Source organism: Ruegeria sp. C2, assembly GCF_056537765.1.
The window spans coordinates 489,179-506,951 of the sequence record NZ_JBQFRZ010000002.1 but is presented as its reverse complement, the minus strand read 5'-3'; the positions used below and the strand labels follow the sequence as shown (position 1 = coordinate 506,951).

General features: G+C 55.9%; 20 protein-coding genes. 7 read left to right on the top strand and 13 right to left on the bottom strand.

Going from position 1 to position 17,773, the window contains the following annotated elements; genetic code table 11:
• Positions 1 to 339: 339 nt before the first annotated feature.
• Positions 340 to 768, top strand: a complete 429-nt coding sequence (locus ACR0IV_RS12215; protein WP_480659370.1) for a hypothetical protein — start codon at positions 340 to 342, stop codon at positions 766 to 768.
• A gap of 22 nt (positions 769 to 790) precedes the next feature.
• Here ACR0IV_RS12215 and ACR0IV_RS12210 read toward each other — a convergent pair whose 3' ends face one another.
• The 3 genes from ACR0IV_RS12210 to ACR0IV_RS12200 all read right to left on the bottom strand — a co-directional run bounded on the left by ACR0IV_RS12210 (position 791) and on the right by ACR0IV_RS12200 (position 2,095).
• The gene (locus ACR0IV_RS12210) at positions 791 to 1,228 is read right to left on the bottom strand and encodes an excalibur calcium-binding domain-containing protein (protein WP_480659369.1); all 438 of its coding nucleotides are present in this window, start codon (positions 1,226 to 1,228) and stop codon (positions 791 to 793) included.
• Between the two features lie 69 nt (positions 1,229 to 1,297).
• Positions 1,298 to 1,705, bottom strand: coding sequence for a universal stress protein (locus ACR0IV_RS12205; RefSeq protein WP_480470815.1), 408 nt, complete (start codon positions 1,703 to 1,705; stop codon positions 1,298 to 1,300).
• 63 nt (positions 1,706 to 1,768) lie between these two features.
• On the bottom strand, positions 1,769 to 2,095 hold the full coding sequence (locus ACR0IV_RS12200; RefSeq protein WP_480470816.1) for an antibiotic biosynthesis monooxygenase family protein: 327 nt from the start codon (positions 2,093 to 2,095) through the stop codon (positions 1,769 to 1,771).
• 151 nt (positions 2,096 to 2,246) lie between these two features.
• Here ACR0IV_RS12200 and ACR0IV_RS12195 point away from each other — a divergent pair, with 151 nt between their 5' ends.
• Positions 2,247 to 2,912: a hypothetical protein gene (locus ACR0IV_RS12195; protein ID WP_480734133.1), complete on the top strand. Its 666-nt coding sequence runs from the start codon at positions 2,247 to 2,249 to the stop codon at positions 2,910 to 2,912.
• A gap of 10 nt (positions 2,913 to 2,922) precedes the next feature.
• Here the strand turns inward: ACR0IV_RS12195 and ACR0IV_RS12190 are convergent, their stop codons facing one another.
• From ACR0IV_RS12190 to ACR0IV_RS12160, 7 genes are all read right to left on the bottom strand, one after another.
• Positions 2,923 to 5,208, bottom strand: a complete 2,286-nt coding sequence (locus ACR0IV_RS12190) for a glycosyl hydrolase family 28-related protein (RefSeq protein WP_480659366.1) — start codon at positions 5,206 to 5,208, stop codon at positions 2,923 to 2,925.
• A gap of 129 nt (positions 5,209 to 5,337) precedes the next feature.
• On the bottom strand, positions 5,338 to 5,739 hold the full coding sequence (locus tag ACR0IV_RS12185) for a DUF4864 domain-containing protein (protein WP_480659365.1): 402 nt from the start codon (positions 5,737 to 5,739) through the stop codon (positions 5,338 to 5,340).
• A 48-nt stretch (positions 5,740 to 5,787) separates the two neighbouring features.
• On the bottom strand, positions 5,788 to 7,362 hold the full coding sequence (locus tag ACR0IV_RS12180) for a lysine--tRNA ligase (RefSeq protein ID WP_480659363.1): 1,575 nt from the start codon (positions 7,360 to 7,362) through the stop codon (positions 5,788 to 5,790).
• A gap of 388 nt (positions 7,363 to 7,750) precedes the next feature.
• On the bottom strand, positions 7,751 to 8,290 hold the full coding sequence (locus tag ACR0IV_RS12175) for a hypothetical protein (RefSeq protein WP_480659362.1): 540 nt from the start codon (positions 8,288 to 8,290) through the stop codon (positions 7,751 to 7,753).
• A gap of 52 nt (positions 8,291 to 8,342) precedes the next feature.
• Positions 8,343 to 10,010: an energy-dependent translational throttle protein EttA gene (gene ettA, locus ACR0IV_RS12170; protein WP_480659361.1), complete on the bottom strand. Its 1,668-nt coding sequence runs from the start codon at positions 10,008 to 10,010 to the stop codon at positions 8,343 to 8,345.
• An 88-nt stretch (positions 10,011 to 10,098) separates the two neighbouring features.
• The gene (locus tag ACR0IV_RS12165) at positions 10,099 to 10,857 is read right to left on the bottom strand and encodes a KAP family P-loop NTPase fold protein (protein ID WP_480659360.1); all 759 of its coding nucleotides are present in this window, start codon (positions 10,855 to 10,857) and stop codon (positions 10,099 to 10,101) included.
• Positions 10,829 to 11,416: a P-loop NTPase fold protein gene (locus tag ACR0IV_RS12160; RefSeq protein ID WP_480659359.1), complete on the bottom strand. Its 588-nt coding sequence runs from the start codon at positions 11,414 to 11,416 to the stop codon at positions 10,829 to 10,831. The genes ACR0IV_RS12165 and ACR0IV_RS12160 overlap by 29 nt, the downstream gene beginning before the upstream one ends.
• A gap of 103 nt (positions 11,417 to 11,519) precedes the next feature.
• On the opposite strand from ACR0IV_RS12160, the gene ACR0IV_RS12155 reads away from it, so the two are divergent.
• The 3 genes from ACR0IV_RS12155 (at position 11,520) to dacB (ending at position 14,186) form a co-directional block, all read left to right on the top strand.
• Complete coding sequence (locus ACR0IV_RS12155; protein WP_480659358.1) at positions 11,520 to 11,987, top strand: MOSC domain-containing protein; 468 nt, start codon at positions 11,520 to 11,522, stop codon at positions 11,985 to 11,987.
• Positions 11,988 to 12,019: 32 nt separating this feature from the next.
• On the top strand, positions 12,020 to 12,640 hold the full coding sequence (locus tag ACR0IV_RS12150; RefSeq protein ID WP_480659357.1) for a nicotinate-nucleotide adenylyltransferase: 621 nt from the start codon (positions 12,020 to 12,022) through the stop codon (positions 12,638 to 12,640).
• 67 nt (positions 12,641 to 12,707) lie between these two features.
• A complete protein-coding gene (gene dacB, locus ACR0IV_RS12145) occupies positions 12,708 to 14,186 on the top strand; it encodes a D-alanyl-D-alanine carboxypeptidase/D-alanyl-D-alanine endopeptidase (RefSeq protein WP_480470826.1) in 1,479 nt (492 codons plus the stop codon).
• On the opposite strand, the gene ACR0IV_RS12140 is transcribed toward dacB, so the two are convergent.
• Positions 14,183 to 14,605, bottom strand: coding sequence for a tellurite resistance TerB family protein (locus ACR0IV_RS12140; RefSeq protein WP_480659356.1), 423 nt, complete (start codon positions 14,603 to 14,605; stop codon positions 14,183 to 14,185). The genes dacB and ACR0IV_RS12140 overlap by 4 nt on opposite strands.
• Before the next feature lie 405 nt (positions 14,606 to 15,010).
• Complete coding sequence (locus ACR0IV_RS12135; RefSeq protein ID WP_480659355.1) at positions 15,011 to 15,754, bottom strand: class I SAM-dependent methyltransferase; 744 nt, start codon at positions 15,752 to 15,754, stop codon at positions 15,011 to 15,013.
• A 476-nt stretch (positions 15,755 to 16,230) separates the two neighbouring features.
• Here ACR0IV_RS12135 and ACR0IV_RS12130 point away from each other — a divergent pair, with 476 nt between their 5' ends.
• Together ACR0IV_RS12130 and ACR0IV_RS12125 are read left to right on the top strand one after the other, a co-directional pair.
• A complete protein-coding gene (locus ACR0IV_RS12130) occupies positions 16,231 to 16,437 on the top strand; it encodes a cold-shock protein (protein ID WP_480470828.1) in 207 nt (68 codons plus the stop codon).
• 167 nt (positions 16,438 to 16,604) lie between these two features.
• A complete protein-coding gene (locus tag ACR0IV_RS12125; RefSeq protein WP_480470829.1) occupies positions 16,605 to 17,159 on the top strand; it encodes a L,D-transpeptidase in 555 nt (184 codons plus the stop codon).
• Here ACR0IV_RS12125 and ACR0IV_RS12120 read toward each other — a convergent pair.
• Positions 17,156 to 17,770, bottom strand: coding sequence for an SOS response-associated peptidase (locus ACR0IV_RS12120; RefSeq protein WP_480659354.1), 615 nt, complete (start codon positions 17,768 to 17,770; stop codon positions 17,156 to 17,158). The two genes, ACR0IV_RS12125 and ACR0IV_RS12120, sit on opposite strands and share 4 nt — an antisense overlap.
• Positions 17,771 to 17,773: the final 3 nt, after the last annotated feature.

Below are 17,773 nucleotides of genomic sequence, written 5' to 3'. Positions count from 1 at the left end.
GACTTGAAATCTCGCATTGATACTTGAGAAATCAGGCTATTTTCAACCTAGCACCTCACCCAAACGCAGGCCCTGACACTTCAAGGTTGCAGCCCAGCATCCCTTCCGCCACGTTTGAGATCACAAACCGTATTTCCAAATGGTTGCCATGACATACCCAAACACCGTGCCCAACACGAGTATTGCGAAAAGTGTCGTGCAGGGGATACGCGGGGTGCAGACCGAGGATCTGGCGCGCGTCGCAGGAAACAATCAGTCCGTTTCGCGCGACACCAATCTGTTTAGATGAGGCAGGTCGCCACTCTTGCCTGAGGTCCATCAGCAGCTAAGTAATCGTCCATGCGCGTCATTCTGCTATCACTCCTCTTAGCCACGCCAGCCACCGCATGGGAGGCAACGGTCGGACCGATTTGCACCCTGTCGCATGACACGAGTACGGCACAGATTTTCCTGACCTATGACCCGGCTCAGCCGCTTTATACCCTGACCATCACTCACAAGGCCGAAGGTTGGACCCAGACCCCATGGTTTGCCATGCGGTTTGACGGCCCGAACCCCATCGAAATCGCTACGGCACGTCATGCGTTGTCGGGAAACGCTGCATCCCTTACCGTGATGGACACCGGGTTCGGCAATGTTTTGGATGGGCTAGAATACAATCAGACCGCCTATGCCTTTACACAAGACAGGTTGACCGAGTTCGCACTGGATGGCGCAGCGGCTCAAGTGCGCCTCTTTCGCGACTGCGCCGGGGCTCAACTTTCCTGAGCGCATCGCCGCAAAATGCAGATCAGGGTTTCAGGAACTTGGCAGTCCCGACGGTGCGCTCTTTTGGGGCCTCGACCTCTGGTGTGATCGTCGGAGCTTGTTGCGCAAACGTTGAAACCGAGCGGGATGCGGATGGCCTGCAGGCCACGCCGTCGCCATCGGGATCATTGCGCTTGTGATATCCCGGACCGCCGTCATAAAACGGACCGGGGACAAGCTTTTGCACGACATCACATCCAGCCATGGCCACCAGATGCACAACGGCTTCGGGACGGTCATAGTCGCTCACCCGAATATAAACCCCGATTGCGATCATCCCGGTGGTCAGGGGCAAGGCCAGCACCATCATCAGAATCCGGATCGGAGACAGAGCCTTGCGGCGCACAGCCTCGGCCCTGCGCTGCCGTCTGGTCGGGCGCGGGCCGGGCGTCGTCTGTTCTTTTGGTTGCTTAGGGCTCATGCGGGCCGTGATACGATGCCTATGTGGCAAAGCCATGGCCACGTGGGCTCGTGGTCGAAAAATTATCCCTTAACGCACCACATGCACGGCGCATTTCGCGTGCCGCACGACATGAGTCGCGGTTGATCCCAACAGCAGGTCCTGCATTCCGGGGCGATGCGATGCCATAATGATCAGGTCAGGCTTGTTCACCTCGGCCCAATCCAGAATCGTGCGCCCGGAATGGCCTTCCACGACCAGCCCCTGCGCGTTGGGTACCTTTGCCGCCAACGTGTCCAACTCTGTCTGGATCGCTTTACGGGCCTCGGAAAGATACTCGGCGGGCATGTAAGAAATCGCATAATCCGGGATATGCTCAACCACATGCAGCAATGTCACGTTGGCCTCGGGCGTCGCCAGCATCTGCGCCAGCTTCAGAGGTGCCGAGGTATCTCGTTCGGCATCAAAGGAAATCGGTACTAGAATATTGTGATACATGGCACATCTCCGTCGTTGCGCCGCCATCGTCGCTGCAAACCTGCATCGCTGCCTTGATCCAGGTCAGGTCTCGCCAAATGTCTCGGCCACGTCGTACATGACGGGTTCAAAGCTTTTGCACAGCTCATTGATCCGGCGATTGCGCTCGCGCATTTCAGGTGTGCGCAACATCGACAGGAAATCCTCGCGCCGCTCCCATTGTGAATAATTGGCAATGCGCGTCTGCGCGTCGTTCACATGCAGCCCTGCAGAGATGAAACCGGGTTGTTTCGAAATGAAATGGGCATAGGCATCCGTCAGCGCCTCAAGAAGATCCTGACAGGTTCCAGGGGTCATCTCAAAGGTAGTAATGACCGTCTGATAGCTGTTGTTTTTGGAAATCTGCGGCATGTGGCTCCTCCTACTTTGTTAGGCCCAGCCTAACACAGCTTTTGCAAACGCCATCTATTTCCTGAGCCAAAACCGGGATTTGGGGAATTTCTTTCGCAAGGATGAACAGGAAACTAACGATCCGTTAACCATGTCCGCGGATGCTGCGCGCATGGCCCGTCTGGTTCTCATATTCTTGCTAACCTGCATGCTTTGCGGCCCGGGTAGTGCCGGGGCATGGTTGCGCGAGAAAGATTCGGTCTTTGCCGCGACCTCGGTCACCGCATTCCGGGAAGACGATGATGCCTACAAGTACAAGGGGGCGCTCTATGCGGAATGGGGGTTCAGGCCAAATCTGACGATCGGGCTGGACGCTGAAGAACATCAGGATCTTTACGGCCACGCCCTGGTCTTTGCCCGAATCCCTGTCGCTGATTTCGGTTCAGCCGGGCGCATAGCCGCCGAATTCGGCGCCGGGTTGCATCACCGGCAGGACGGCGCCTGGGCGATGTATAAAACCACATTGTCGTATGGCAAAGGTATCCGAACCGGGTTGGGTTCGGGATGGATCGCAGTCGACACAGCGCTGGAATACCGTACGCATGAGGCCTTGATCCGAAAGCTGGATTTCACTGCAGGTCTGTCATCGGGGCGGCGCTTCGACCCTCTGTTGCAAATCGAAACGTCATACGAGCCGGGTCGCCCTTGGTATTGGAGCGCCCGGCCCTCGCTGATTTATCGTCCGAAAACCGGTATAGCCAGCTGGGTCATTGGAGTTGAACGGAATTCAGTTCGCGAACACACAGGTTTCAAACTCGCATTATGGCTCAACTACTAAGCACCTCCGGTCAGGTATCGATCCGCAGAATGGCCGAGACTGTGCCTCTTAATGCCTCAGACCAACGTAGGCGGATATTGTTTTGGCTCGATCCCTGCTTCAGCTCGACATACGGTGCCGTGTAGCGCACTGAGTTAAAGACCGATCTCAGCGAGCTGACGGCCACCACCGCGTCGCACCCGCGCGCGCGACCGCCAAACGGCAACCGCCCCTGCGAGCTGACCGTCCAGGCCGATGAGGTCGAACTTTGCGAGTGACGAACGCGTAGCGGGTTGGAACAAGGCGTGCTGATCCCATGGAACGTGTTGTTTTCAAAGCTGACATTTGTATGCCGCTCTGGGTTGAGGTTGGCAAAACTGGTATCCACGCGCTCTGCCCGATCAATATCCACATTGGCCACCCGGAACTTGTTGCCTGTCACCGTCAGACCATTCAGAAAATGCCCCGATCCATAAGGACGGATCACGAAGTAGCTAAACCAAGGCGCGACATTGCTGGCATAGAAGATATTGTCTGTGACGCTCAACGCGCTGAAGGAATAACCGGTGCTGTAATCAGGGTCCGGATCCCGTTCATTGGTCCATTCGATGAAGCAGTTGTCGACATAGTTCTCGGCAACCGAAGAGCTGTTGTACCCTCCTATCAGCACAAGCCCCGCGTTGCGGATACCGTTGGGCACGCCGTCACCCTGGAAAAAGTGGTTACCCAGCACCAGATTGTTGTCACCGCCCAAAACTGCAAAGTGGTGGAACCGCGTTGCCCGGTTATGGCGCAGCTTGACGTCATTGGCATTGGTGTTCAGCGCGATTGAGCTGCGATCCGCCACATCCAGACTCTCTTCGGTCGATAGGAACTGACACCCGTCGATCAACATCCCCTGACAGCCTTGCCCGATTGAGGTAATGCCGCGATCCTTGGGACGGCTGATAAAGCAATCCTTCAGCACAAAGGTGTTACCCCCAGGCGACAGACGGATCGCGCTGCAACGACCGTTGCACTGGAACTCGATCCCTTCCATGTTGAACTTCTGCAATGCGCTGAAACCGCTAAAGTCCAACAGATATTTGAATGCCGTAAAGGTAAAGTTCTGCGTCCCGGCTGCATCATAGATCGGTTCGTTCAACGTGATTTCACCAGCGCTGTCATCTTTGGAACGCACATAAATCTCGCGCCCCACCCCGCTGCCGGTGACCAAAGAACCCACAGGGATGTTTGCGATATTGGCCACATTGGTGAGTTTGCGGGAATCGCTCGGATCATAGGTCGCGACCGACTCAAAACTCTCGGTATCCCAGGCCGCACTGCTTTTGACGTCGAACTGACCGTTGCGCACCACCCGACGGGTGGCAAAGCCGGTTCGGTTGGGAACGGCGGCAGCCATGTCAATGGGCTCGGTCACCGCTATCTTGCGCCCACCCAGGTCAAGCGATTCATGGTCAGAACCATTCAGCAATGCCTGAAACGCTTTCTTGAAGGCCAGCATCTCATCCCCAAAGGCCGAGATATAGGTGGGCAGATCGTAGTTCTTGGTCAGCAGAAGCATCTTGTCATCAGGCATCGTCACCGTGCCATCGAATTCGATCTCGGAGCCGATAGAGGTATTCTCGTCGAGCAGGAACGTTCCCTGTGGCACATAAATCTTGCGCCCGTTCGCAGCCTGATCCGCCGCCTCGAACGCCTGCGAGTCATCGGTGGAACCATCACCGACAGCGCCAAAGTCACGCACATCGACAACGCCGATCATGTCACGCAGGAACGCGCTCGTAATGTCGACAATCTCAAGGTCGTCGACCCGCACCACGGCCCCGTTGGTGCCGTCGACATTCAGCCCGAAATGACCATAAAACGCCGCAGGACCCCAAGGCATGTCCACACCCGGCCGCTGACCAACGCCCACGATCGCCGTGATCTCATGCACCGTGCCATAGCCGGTCAATTGTGTCGCCGGGCCCTGCTCGACTAGACCGCTCACATGCGCATCCCCGGCACCCCCGGCCCAACCCGCTATCCGCACTTCCGGCAGAGGTCCACTGATCGCCTTCACCCGTGCCTTGATCTGCAAATAGCAGCCCGGCAACAGCTGCGTCTGACCCATATAGCGCAGTTGCTGCGTGGCCTCAGTTTTGTAGATCTCCAGACAGCCTGCGAAATCCGCATCCGCTGGCACAAACACACCCGTTCCCGACCCCTCATAGGTCGGCGCGCCAGGCGTGCCGTCGCCGCTGGACCATACTCCCAGACCATCCGCGAATGCCGGAGGCATAAACACGATACCGTCGGTGATTGCCTTGTTCATGAAAATCCCTTTCCCAATCGCGCCATCGCGCCAAAAAAACCCAAAGCTCAGGACATCCCCCGAGCGCGAAGGTCTTGGTATCGAATAGGAATTAATCGCAGCTCTTATCACCGTGACGGTGGTGTTGCATCACGCCGCCGGATCGGAGTTGCCCAACAATTGCACGCCATTGATCTTCCAGCCGTTTTCTTGCCGGATCATTTGGTAATCGAGGATATGGACACGACCATCTCCATCCACCACCATAACCTTCTGCCATAAGGCACCATTGATCTCGCGCAGCTCCAGAAACCTTACATCTGTCGGACGCCAGACCATTGGATAGCCGCGCCGCACCATGGTCCCGAAATTCTCGGGCGATCCGAACAGGCGTTGGATATTGGGGCTGGCAAAGGTGAAGGCAGTGGCGAAATCATCCGCCTTGAAAGCCTGTATCTGCGCCGAGATATTTGCCTCGATCTCGGCGTTTTGCGCAGAAGCGCCCGAGGCCAGCCCGGCACCCAGAGATACAGCAAGCAATAGTCGACGCATGGGGCCACCTCCTGAACCAAGGGTAGCCCCACACGAGATCAGGTCAAATCAGACCAGTTCTCCGGCCAATGCCTTGTCGATCAGAGCAATGGTTTCCGGCACACCATAAAGCGCGATGAACCCCCCGAACCGAGGCCCCTGCGACGCACCCAGCAGCACTTCATAAAGCGCTGTGAACCAGCCGCGCATCGGATCAAACCGCTCGCGCCCGATGGCATAGACCACCGATTGCAGTGCCTCATCTTCCATCGGTCCGTCATAAGCTTCTAGGGCCGCCTTCAACGCCTCCAGCGCTTCCCGCTCCTGATCCGTCGGCGCACGATGCTGGCGCGTCGGTTTGACAAAATCGTTGAAGTAGCGCACCGCAAAGCCCGCCGCCTGATCCAGATCGGGATGCGTTTCGGCTGTAGCTTCAGGCGCATAACGACGAATGAAGCCCCACAGCGCCTCTTTGTCCTCAGCCCCGGATACCGACGCCAAGTTCAACAGCATCGCAAAGGGAACCATCAACGTGGACTCAGGCACATTACCACCGTGGATATGCCACACCGGATTGTTCAACTGCGCTTTCAGGTCCTGCCCCGGATAGGTCCGCAACTGCTGATGATACTCATCATAGGCTTTCGGGATCACATCAAAATGCATTCGCTTCGCGGTCTTGGGCTTCTGATACATGAAATAGGCCAGCGACTCGGTCGGCGCATAGGTCAGCCATTCGTCAATCGAGACACCATTGCCCGACGACTTGGAAATCTTCTGCCCGTTCTCATCGAGGAACAGTTCATACGAGAAATGCTCGGGCGCACGACCGCCAAGTGCCCTACAGATCGAGTCATAGATTTTCTCGTTGGTGGCATGTTCCTTGCCGTACATCTCGAAATCGACGCCCAAAGCTGCCCAGCGCGCGCCGAAATCCGGCTTCCACTGCAGCTTCACATTGCCGCCAGTGACTGGAACAGTCCATTCCTTGCCCGTCTCATCATCGAAGGTCACGGTATATGTCTCGGCACAGACCTTTTTCATCGGCACATACATCACCCGCCCGCTTTCAGGGTGCAGCGGCAGGAAGATCGAATAGGTCTGCTGACGTTCCTCGCGCAAGCTTTTCAGCATGATCGCCATGATCTCGTCGTAGCGTTCAACCGCAAGCTTGAGCACTTCATCAAACTGACCGGATTCATAAAATTCCTTGGCCGAGTAGAACTCATATTCGAACCCAAAGGTATCGAGGAACCGCCGCAACATCGCGTTGTTATACGCGCCAAAGCTGTCATATTCGCCGAACGGATCAGGCACCGAGGTCAATGGGCGCTGCAAATGCTGCTCAAGAATCTCCGGGTTCGGCACATTGCTGGGCACCTTGCGCATCCCGTCCAGATCGTCCGAGAAACAGATCAGCTTGGTTGGGATGTCCGACAGCGCCTCAAACGCGCGCTTGACCATCGTGGTTCGCGCCACCTCACCAAAGGTTCCGATATGCGGCAGGCCTGAGGGGCCATAGCCCGTCTCGAACAGCACAAACCCCTTCTCCGGAGCGCCTTTCTGATAGCGTTTGAGCAACCGACGCGCCTCTTCAAACGGCCACGCCTTGGACGTCATCGCGGTTTCACGCAGTTCAGACATTATAGTTCAGCTCCATCGGAAAAAATCAGCCCGCCGCCCTATGCAGCCGACCGACCCCTCCTATTGTGCCGGTGCAGCATGAGTCAACAAAGCGCGGGCATTTTTGGGGTTTGAGTGGTTGGTGGGATCGTGATGATGGCTAGATCGACGGGGTCGTGAACAAACATGGGTTGTTGGAACATCTGATCGATTGGGCCATTCGTCGATCCATCGTGATATCCGCGCAGGTCGGGTTGATCCGGAATGGAGTGGTGTGATCACCGAGGGCTTGTTCGGAGAGCCGTAGGGTGGGTGATTCCACCCATCATTTGACGTGGTTGGATTGGGAGAATTGAGGAGAGATGGGTTCGAGCACCCATCCTACGCTCGCTGGGTTTAAAACAGTAATTTACCTATTTATTAGAAATTCCGCACATGTGTCACCGATTTTGCGATGGTTAGCATCTAGATTTCCTCGGCTATAAAAATCTTCAACCAAGCCGGCTGCGAAGCATGAAATAAATGTTCCTTTTTGTGTTTGCTCTTCTGAGAAGCCGTCCTCAACCAACTTGTCGTGCAATCTGGAAACGGAAACAATGTAAACATCAGAGTCCAACGTTTCGCCGAAAACCCTGCTCGATAACTGATAGAAATGCGTATCAACAATTGACGAAACAGTTTGGAATGAACTGTAAAGCTTTGCCGGAACAAAACCGATATCTTCTCTGTTTTCGATGAAAGCAACAATCACATCAGATTCTTCAGGGTCGACCCATTTGTCTGAGAAATCAAATTTTCCCTGCTCACCGTCGTGCTTATGCAAGAAATAGGTGAAATCCGCTGGCGCGGCATAGGTGGTAACCTTCTTTGGCGCCTCAGCCATTGCGCCAACTGCACCGCAAATTAGGAAAGCAGAAATTTGGACACTGCGCGTCGCTAACTTAATCATTAAGAAAGCATCTCCACTTCTGTTTTTTCGGCAATACGATCCCCACCCGGCCTTACCGAGCAAACTTCTTATGCTTCAACCGCTTGGGCTCCAGCGCGTCCGGTCCCAGACGGCGCTTTTTGTCCTCTTCGTAGTCCTCGAAGTTGCCCTCGAACCATTCCACATGGGCATCGCCTTCAAACGCCAGAATATGCGTGCAAATCCTGTCGAGGAAGAAACGATCGTGCGAGATGACGACGGCGCAGCCGGCGAAATCGACCAGGGCGTCTTCCAGCGCGCGCAGGGTTTCGACGTCGAGATCGTTGGTGGGTTCGTCGAGCAGCAGGACGTTGCCGCCCTCTTTCAGCAAGCGTGCCATGTGGACGCGGTTGCGCTCACCACCTGACAGCAACGAGACCTTTTTCTGCTGATCGCCGCCCTTGAAGTTAAAGGACGAGCAATAGGCGCGGGAATTGACCTGCGCGTCGCCCAACTGGATGATCTCGGCGCCGCCAGTGATCGCCTCCCACACGGTGTCGTTGTCGGCAAGGTCGTCGCGGGACTGGTCGACATAGGACAGCTCGACCGTGTCGCCCAGCGTGATGGTGCCGCTGTCGGGCTGTTCCTGACCGGTGAGCATTTTGAACAGCGTCGATTTACCCGCACCGTTGGGGCCGATGACGCCGACAATGCCTCCGGGGGGCAGAGCAAAGTCCAGCCCTTCGATCAGTTGCTTGTCGCCCATGTGTTTAGACAGGCCCTCGACCTCGATCACCTTGCCGCCAAGACGCTGACCGTTGGGGATGACGATCTGGGCGCGGGTCAGCTTTTCGCGCTCGGACTGCTCGGCCAGTTCGTTATAGGCGTTGATCCGGGCCTTGGATTTGGCCTGACGGGCCTTTTGGCCCTGACGCATCCATTCCAATTCGCGCTGCAGGGTCTTCTGCTTGGACTTGTCCTCGCGGGCTTCCTGTTCGAGCCGTTTGGCTTTTTGTTCCAGCCATGCGGAATAGTTGCCTTCGTATGGGATGCCGCGGCCGCGGTCGAGTTCGAGGATCCAGCCGGTGATGTCATCCAGGAAGTAACGGTCGTGGGTGACGATCAGGATGGTGCCCTTGTAGTCGATCAGGTGCTGTTGCAGCCACGCGATGGTCTCGGCGTCCAGGTGGTTGGTCGGTTCGTCCAAGAGCAACATGTCGGGCGCTTCCAGCAGCAGCTTGCAGAGCGCCACGCGGCGTTTCTCACCCCCCGAGAGGTTGGCGATGCTGGCGTCGTCGGCGGGGCAGCGCAGCGCCTCCATCGAGACGTCGATCTGGCTGTCGAGATCCCAGAGGTTTTCCGCGTCAATCGCGTCCTGCAGGGTGGTCATTTCTTCCATCAGCTCGTCCGAGTAGTTCTCGGCGATCTCCATGGCGATCTCGTTGAACCGGTCGACCTTGGCCTTTTTTGAGGCGACGCCCAGCATGACGTTTTCGCGGACGGTGAGGCTTTCGTCCAGCTGCGGTTCCTGCGGCAGATAGCCGACCTTGGCACCTTCGGCGGCCCATGCCTCACCCGTGAAATCGGTGTCGAGGCCCGCCATGATCTTCATCAGAGTCGATTTACCCGCGCCGTTGACGCCGACAACACCGATTTTCACGCCGGGCAGAAAGCTCAGGTGAATGTTTTCAAAGCACTTCTTGCCACCGGGATAGGTCTTGGAGACACCCTGCATGTGGTAGACATATTGATAGGCGGCCATGTCGCGTCCTCTGGGTCGGGGAAATTGAGTTGGGCGGTGTGATAGCGGATGCGGTTGGTGGGGGCAATCGCGGATGAATGTGGCCTCATTATCCAATTTGCAGTGCGCTAGAGTCAAAGACCTCCAGATACTCATCGCAGATTTCTGGGAGGAGGTTCTCTGGTATCAATAGTGTGCTCGGGCCGAATACCTCTTTGTGACCTTGAGCTGCCCTCAATACACGAGTCCATGACGCAAGATCACTTTGATTGAAGTTAAAAACTTCTTGCAGATCATCTGGGGTAAGTTTGTTCGATCTCATCAACTCATATATTTCCGGGGCACAGACTTTCGATATCGCGGCTGCAACCAAATATTCGTTCCCAATGTGTTGAGGGCGTTCGCGCGGGATCAAGGCAAGAACAGCTAAAATCTTTTGAATCGTTCTTGGAGTCATCGGTGATGAGCCAATGTACAGTTCCAATAAGGCGTTTGCCGTTTTGTGAATGGACATAGGGATATGCATTTGTGCAGACGCGTGCTGGAAGTATAGCAGATAGTCCTGCGTGTACTGAATTCGACGCGGCAACCTCAAGACTAAAGAGTAGAACTTCTGGAGATAGATCGCCGCGTCCACTTTACTCCCATATCTAACGCGGACGCTGTTTTGCAGTTGCTCCAGATTCACCCCGAGAACGAAATGCACCCCATCAACATCAAAAAAGTGTTTGATTATCTCTAGCAGTGAAAGTGCGTAGTCCGGGCGGCAGCGGTCTAACTCGTCAACAACGATGATAAGCTTATTCCTCGGAGCACCACCTCCGTCTGGGTCTGTCAATTTAACTAGTGCGCCTTTGAAGGCCAACATTGCGGCCCGTCGTCCGTCTTCCTTCTTCCTTCTTCCAGAATTCGGCGAGTGACTTGGATATTTCGCCGCCTTCTTCGGCAAGCTTATCACCAATATCATTTAGGTCTCCATCGTCCTCGCCGGTTAGAGAAATCGCCTTACCGACGAGAGCAGCAGTACCCAGACGAAACGCGGCCTTGCCAAGAAACGGAGCCGCATTCTTGGCTAGTTTCCACGCTTTAGATGCGGGGCTCTTTGGTTTGCGTTCTATCCGTTCCGAGATAGCTGCCGTTAGATCGATCAATGGATCGTCAAGGTAGTCATGGGCGAATGCGTCGAAATATACGGTATCGGTTGAACGTCCATATTCTTCTTTGACGTGTTCGTGCACCCAGCATTTCAAGAAGAACGATTTGCCAGAGCCCCAGGCTCCGTCTAGCGCGATTACGAGAGGATCATCGATTCTCTCGAAAAGCTCGGAGAGTTTTTTCCCGACTTTGTCTCGTGAAAGTTTGTCGTGTTTGCCGAAGCCCTGCTCAAAGATATCTTCTGTAGGTTCAGGGATCATTAGGCGCTGCATGTTTGGCTCCAATTCACAAATCAATCAGCGCTACTATTAGCGGCTGCCTCAACAGAGGCCAGACTGCTAGATGAGGGGAGGTTTGAAAATCTCGGAGCCTTTGATGTCCTTGAAAGATCTCATTGCCGGCTGGGCGCAGCCGGGACGGGTTGAGCGAATTGGTATGCGGCCAGATCGGCGGGTGGAGATGGCCTCGGTGGATGATGTGATGATCTCAGCCGACGGGCTCGACGGTGACCGAAGCCGTGCTGGCAAGCGGGCGGTGACGCTGATCCAGCAAGAACACCTCGCGGCGATTGGTTCTTATCTGGGGCAGGGGCTGGTCGCACCTGAAATCCTGCGGCGCAATCTGGTGGTTTCGGGGATCAATCTGGCGGCGCTCAAGGGGCGGGAGGTGCAGGTGGGGGAGGCTATTTTGCGCTTTACCGTGATCTGCGCGCCGTGCAGCCGGATGGAGGAGGCACTGGGCAAGGGTGGCTATTCCGCCGTGCGGGGGCATGGGGGCTGGTGTGCCGAGGTGGTGCGGCCCGGGCGTGTCAAGTTGGGTGATGTGGTGCAACCTGTTGATTGACAAGGCCGCCCAGTTCTGAACATCAGCAAGATATGGAGCGCAGTGACATTCCATATGCGCGGCCCGGGCAGGTCGTGGGGCTGTTCGGGGGGTCATTTGATCCTCCGCATCGGGGCCATGTGCATGTGACGCGTGAGGCGATGAAGGCGTTCGGGCTGGACCGGGTCTGGTGGCTGGTGTCTCCGGGGAATCCTCTGAAGCAGCGGGGGCCTGCGCCGCTGGCGCGGCGGGTTGAGGCCGCACGGGCCGTGATACAGCACCCACGGGTTGAGGTGACGGATATCGAGGCGCTGACGGGTACGCGGGCGACGGCGGATACGGTGGCGGCACTCAGGCAGCTCTATCCGCAGGTGCGGTTTGTCTGGCTGATGGGTGCGGATAATCTGGCGCAGTTTCACAAATGGAAAGACTGGCGGCTGATCATGGACAGCATCCCCGTTGGCGTGGTGGCGCGCCCGGGGGATCGGATTTCTGCCCGGATGTCACCGGCGGCCCGGGCGTATGCAAAGTACCGGATCGACGGGCAGGCGCGGCATTTGCTGGGCCGGGCCGAGGCTCCGGCCTGGTGTTTCGTGAACGTGCCGATGGTTGACGTCAGTTCAACTGATCTTCGCAATCGCGGCATCTGGGGCGATGGGGTGTTGCCCGAATGACTCCAGTCAGCGCATAATCTTAATCAAGTGATTGTCTATATTTAAGCTCTGGGATTCTAATAGACCCATGGTTGATCGTATTTCGCGTCGTTTGTTTCTGAGTGGATTGGGGGCGTCTCTGGTTCCGGGCACGGGCCTTGCCGAGGCGCCTTTGGTGTCTCTGCGCCCTCAACTGCGCGGACCGTTGGCGAGCGCCTCCGAGCGGCTTGTAAAGGCCGCAGGGCTGCGGGGCGAAGTTGTCTTTGCCGTTTCCGATGTAAAAACCGGAACGCCATTGGAGGTATTCGGCGAAGGCGCAAGCTTGCCACCTGCCAGCGTCGCCAAAGCTCTGACCGCGCTTTATGCCTTGGATGTTCTGGGTCCTGAGTTTCGGTTCGAAACAACTCTGATCGCGGATGGTCCGATCGAAAACGGAATCCTGAAGGGCGATCTGATCCTCGCCGGAGGCGGTGATCCGCTGCTAGACACAGATGCGCTGGCCACAATGGCGGCCAATCTGCGCAAGGCCGGGATTACCGAGGTGCGCGGCGCGTTCAAGGTCTATGACGGAACGCTGCCTTATGTTTTCAGCATTGAACCGGGGCAGCCCGATCATCTGGGCTACAGCCCGGCAATCAGTGGAATTTCTTTGAATTTCAACCGGGTGCATTTCGAATGGAAGCGCGAAAGCGATGGCTATGGCGTGACCATGGACGCCCGTAGCACAAAATACACGCCTTCGGTCGATATGGCCACGATGCGGATCGAAAGCCGTAGTCTTCCTATTTACACCTATCAGCCCAGTGCAAGACAGGATCGGTGGACCGTGGCCAAAGGCGCGTTGGGCAATGGGGGCGCGCGGTGGTTGCCAGTGCGCAAGCCTGCGCTTTATGCCGGCGATGTGTTCCGAACGCTGGCGCGCGTGAACGGGATTGTTCTGGGCCGGGTACAGGTAACCCAACAAGCCCCGCAGGGGGTGCCTTTGGTGATCCATCAAAGCGACCCGCTGCAGAGTATTTTAAAGGGTATGTTGAAATACTCGACCAATATCACCGCCGACATGGTCGGTATGGCGGCCACAAAGGCGCGTGGGATAAGACCTGAGAACCTCGCAGAGTCAGCGGCAGAGATGAACCGCTGGGCGACCGAGCGGTTTGGCGCGAACGGAATTGCGATGGTGGATCATTCGGGGCTCGGGGATGCGTCGCGCATGGAGCCTGTGGCATTGACCAAGATATTGACGACGGCGGGCAGCTCTGATCAGCTGAGACCGTTGCTAAAACCATTTGCCTTGACCGACCAGAACGGACGACCGGTCAAGAACCATCCGGTCCGGGTGGATGCAAAGACTGGAACGCTGAACTTCGTCTCAGGTCTTGGTGGCTATCTGACTACAACAGATGGCATAGAACTAGCCTTTGCCATTTTCACCGCAGATGTCGCCCATCGCGCCAAAATCCCGCGCGCAAATCGCGAAAGACCCGAAGGCGCGCGCCCTTGGAACCGGAAATCACGCAAATTGCAGCGGGCGTTGTTGGAGCGTTGGGGCTCGCTTTACGGCAGCTAGATGGTATGCCGTGCACGCGCCCCGCGCTCAATGGCGGCGGCATGCAGGCGATCGATGCTCAGCTCATAGCGGATTTCTTCCAGAAGGCGCAGCTCGGTCTCAGCCAATGAACCATCGGCGGCAGCCACATCGCAGGCCAGCGCATAGGCGGTCTCATTCAGACGTGCAGGCAAGTTTTCACGAACCAAACCGAAAAGGGCGTCCAACCCATCCTCTTGCTCAAACAGATCAAACACGATTTGCGATACGCGGCGGGTGCGATCGATATCGTAGTCGGCAAAGACCGGCAGCATGTTGACAGCGGTTTCGATCTTGACCAGTTCGGCGGTGCGAATGGTTTCGTCCGAGGCGGACACCGCGACCATGATCGCCACAAGGCAATCCTGCGGAGACATGGGATGTGGCATTTGCTCGGTCATGTTATCGTCCTGAATGGTTATATTACACGCGCACGATAGGAGGGGGTGCAAACAGGTTCAACCGCTTGTTTGTGTGGTTGGCGTTCCAGTGCAATGCGCATGAAACAAACGCGCCAAACATTGTAGGCAGTTGGTTTCGCCATCACCCGCGGGTCGACCTGGCGTTTTTCAAACGACGTTTGGACCACGGGTGGTAAGCTATCTGAAATCGTCTGATTTCTGCAAAAACAATCAACCGGGTTGAAGCAGCCCACGTCTTTTTTTGTTCGCATCATCCAGATACGACGATATCCAATTTCAGAGCAACTCAACTTATGTGTATTGCATACTACCGTTGAACCAGACCGCCCCAAGCTTTGCTTAATATTCTTACAAACTGCTAGGCGACAATCTCGGTTAGCTGAGTCAGTTCAGGCGCCGCAAGCAAAATGAAAAATGGCCGTGGCTTTCAACAGTCAGATATTCGAACTGCCAATCTTTGTCTTTACAGAACTTTGTGACCGCTTCGACAACGCCATATGGAACGGCGTCCACAACATTACCTGTGCAAAAGTCATGTCCCGCGATTCGGCCTGTCTCAGAGACCTTGCGGTCAGAGATCAACAGCTCTTCTAGCGTCGTTTCATAGGTGTGATTTGTGTCGATGTAGACCCAATCCAAAACCCCGTCGTCGAAAGTGGGGAGCATATCAGTTGAAAGACCCTGGTGGATTTTCAAGCGGCCAGCCGAGATATCGTCTGCCAAGTTTTGTTTTATCGTATCCAACCCAATCTGGTACCGCTTCGAAGCCCATGAATCGACTAGGTGCAATTGCTTGGGAGAGCACCTTTGCAAGATCTCCCGCGAGAAATCACCAAACGCAGCGCCCACTTCTGCCACAACTGCATCTTTCGGCATCAAGTCCAGCAGCATCTCGCGGTTTGTAAGCAACTTGCAGTTCTCGGTATGACGAAGCTCCAGATTGGTTACCGCCATACTCGACTTCTTTTCACGTCGTTTCGCGGCAATTTGCGCTATGCGATCGTCAGCTGCGCTCTTAATCTGTTCTTTCGAAAGGCGCTTGAAACGTCTCGAGATAAATTTAGCGAGGATGGTCAGTGCGATAAGCAAAATAACCGTGCTGACAGTCAAAGCAACGTTGTTATCCATTGAAAGCAAGTTCCTTGCGGGCTGAATACTCAATAGAAACGAACACCAAGCCACTCGCTTAGTCAGGTTTCGATTTCCAAGTGAGGTATTGTGTACCTTAGGGCAATGTCAAGCGGCTATACCTGTTCAAAATCTGAAGCATATCAATCTACGGCTCAACTGTATGACAGAACCCTGCATCTTAGCAGACCCAACTTTCATCGGAGCGGGATGTATTGCTATCGACCGATGGTGCCAACAAACCGTTCGTTTCATCAAATAACTGCCATCTATATCTGTTAAACGGATTCCCGCAGCGCTGAAAATCCCTATTATCTTACCTTGCCACATCCGCACATGGATGCCATATCCACAACGCTAACGTTTTTCTATTTCGACCTACTGTCTCCTTCATGGGCGCTCAGTCACTCGATCCAGACCGACGACGCCAGGCTGCCGCAACCCCGTGGGCAGCACCAAAACAGGAGACAACGGATATGCCTACAGGTACCGTAAAATGGTTCAACACCACCAAAGGCTTCGGCTTCATCGCACCCGAAGAGGGCGGCAAAGATGTGTTCGTGCACATCTCAGCTGTCGAACGCTCGGGCCTGACGGGCCTGGCCGACAACCAGAAAGTCACTTACGAGCTGCGCGCAGGCCGTGACGGCCGCGAAAGCGCGGATAATATCGAACTGGCCTAAGCCGTTCAAAGGGCGGAGCTTTCTCTCCGCCCTCTTCCTTGGCCACGACTAATGTGTGGCCCGCAGAATACATCACATTTCAGTTATGCATCCCCGCCGATTGACCAAATCGGCTATCCTTTCAAGACTAGGATCAAAAGTTCATTGGTCTTTGGAAGGGACGCAATATGTTTACTCGCCGCGCTTTTGTGGCTGGGACAGCTGTCTGCCTGCTGCCCGGCACAGCCAGTGCCAAGAAAGCGGTCGAATACGACCCGACACCGCAGTTTGTGCGCATTAAGAAGCAGTTTCAGCCAGGTCAGCTGCTGGTCGCACCGCGGTCATTCTACCTTTATTACGTGACCGAACCCCGCAAGGCTGTCCGCTACGGGTGCGGCGTTGGCAAAGCCGGTCTCGAGTTTACGGGTTCGGCCACCATCGACGTCAAGAAAGAATGGCCGACTTGGCGACCAACCGACGAGATGATCGAGCGCGACCCGGTCACTTACGCCAAATTCAAGGACAACGACTATGTCCAGCCCGGTGGTGGAGACAATCCTCTGGGCGCACGCGCGCTCTATCTGTTCCAAAACGGGGTCGATACATATTTCCGTATCCACGGCACCACGCAGCCGCAGACCATCGGCCATGCCGTTTCAAACGGTTGTATCCGAATGCTGAATGAGCATGTGATCGACCTTTATAACCGGGTGCCGATCGGAACCGTGGTGACAGTGGTCTAGGGGGCCGACCAATCCACATGGTCGGCTTGCTCGATACGCAGCCATCCGTCAGGCCACGGACTGGCGAGGTTTTGGGCCTCTTCTTCTGTTCCGTTCAACCAAAGCTCAACACCATCGCGGTCTAGTAACACGCCCATCCGATGATGGATGGGCTTCACGTCCGCATTCGGCTCGCACGTCACCGCAGCAACCTGATCGACGCGCAGCCCTCCGGGTGCCTGCCAGACGTCGGTGATCGCAGCAAACAGCAAGGGTGATCCATCCTTGGCCGAGATGCGCCAAGCGGTTTTGCGCCGCTTCTCTCCGGTCCACTCATACCAACCGTCAACAGGAATAACCGCACGCCCGACGCCTTCGAAAGCGCTTTTGTCGAAGACGGTCTCGGAGCGCGCGTTGATGATCGTCTCCATCACCGGACGCCCTCGCGCATTCACCCGGCCAACCGGGATCATGCCCCAGCGCATGAGGGTCAGCCCGGTACCGGTCAGAACAACCACCTCCTCTCCCGGCTGGATATTTTGGCGCGCTGGTTGTTCGGGGATGCTGCCCGGAATTCCCAGATCATCTGCGATCTGCGACGTCGGTCGTGTCAAAAAGAACCGTCCGGGCATCGG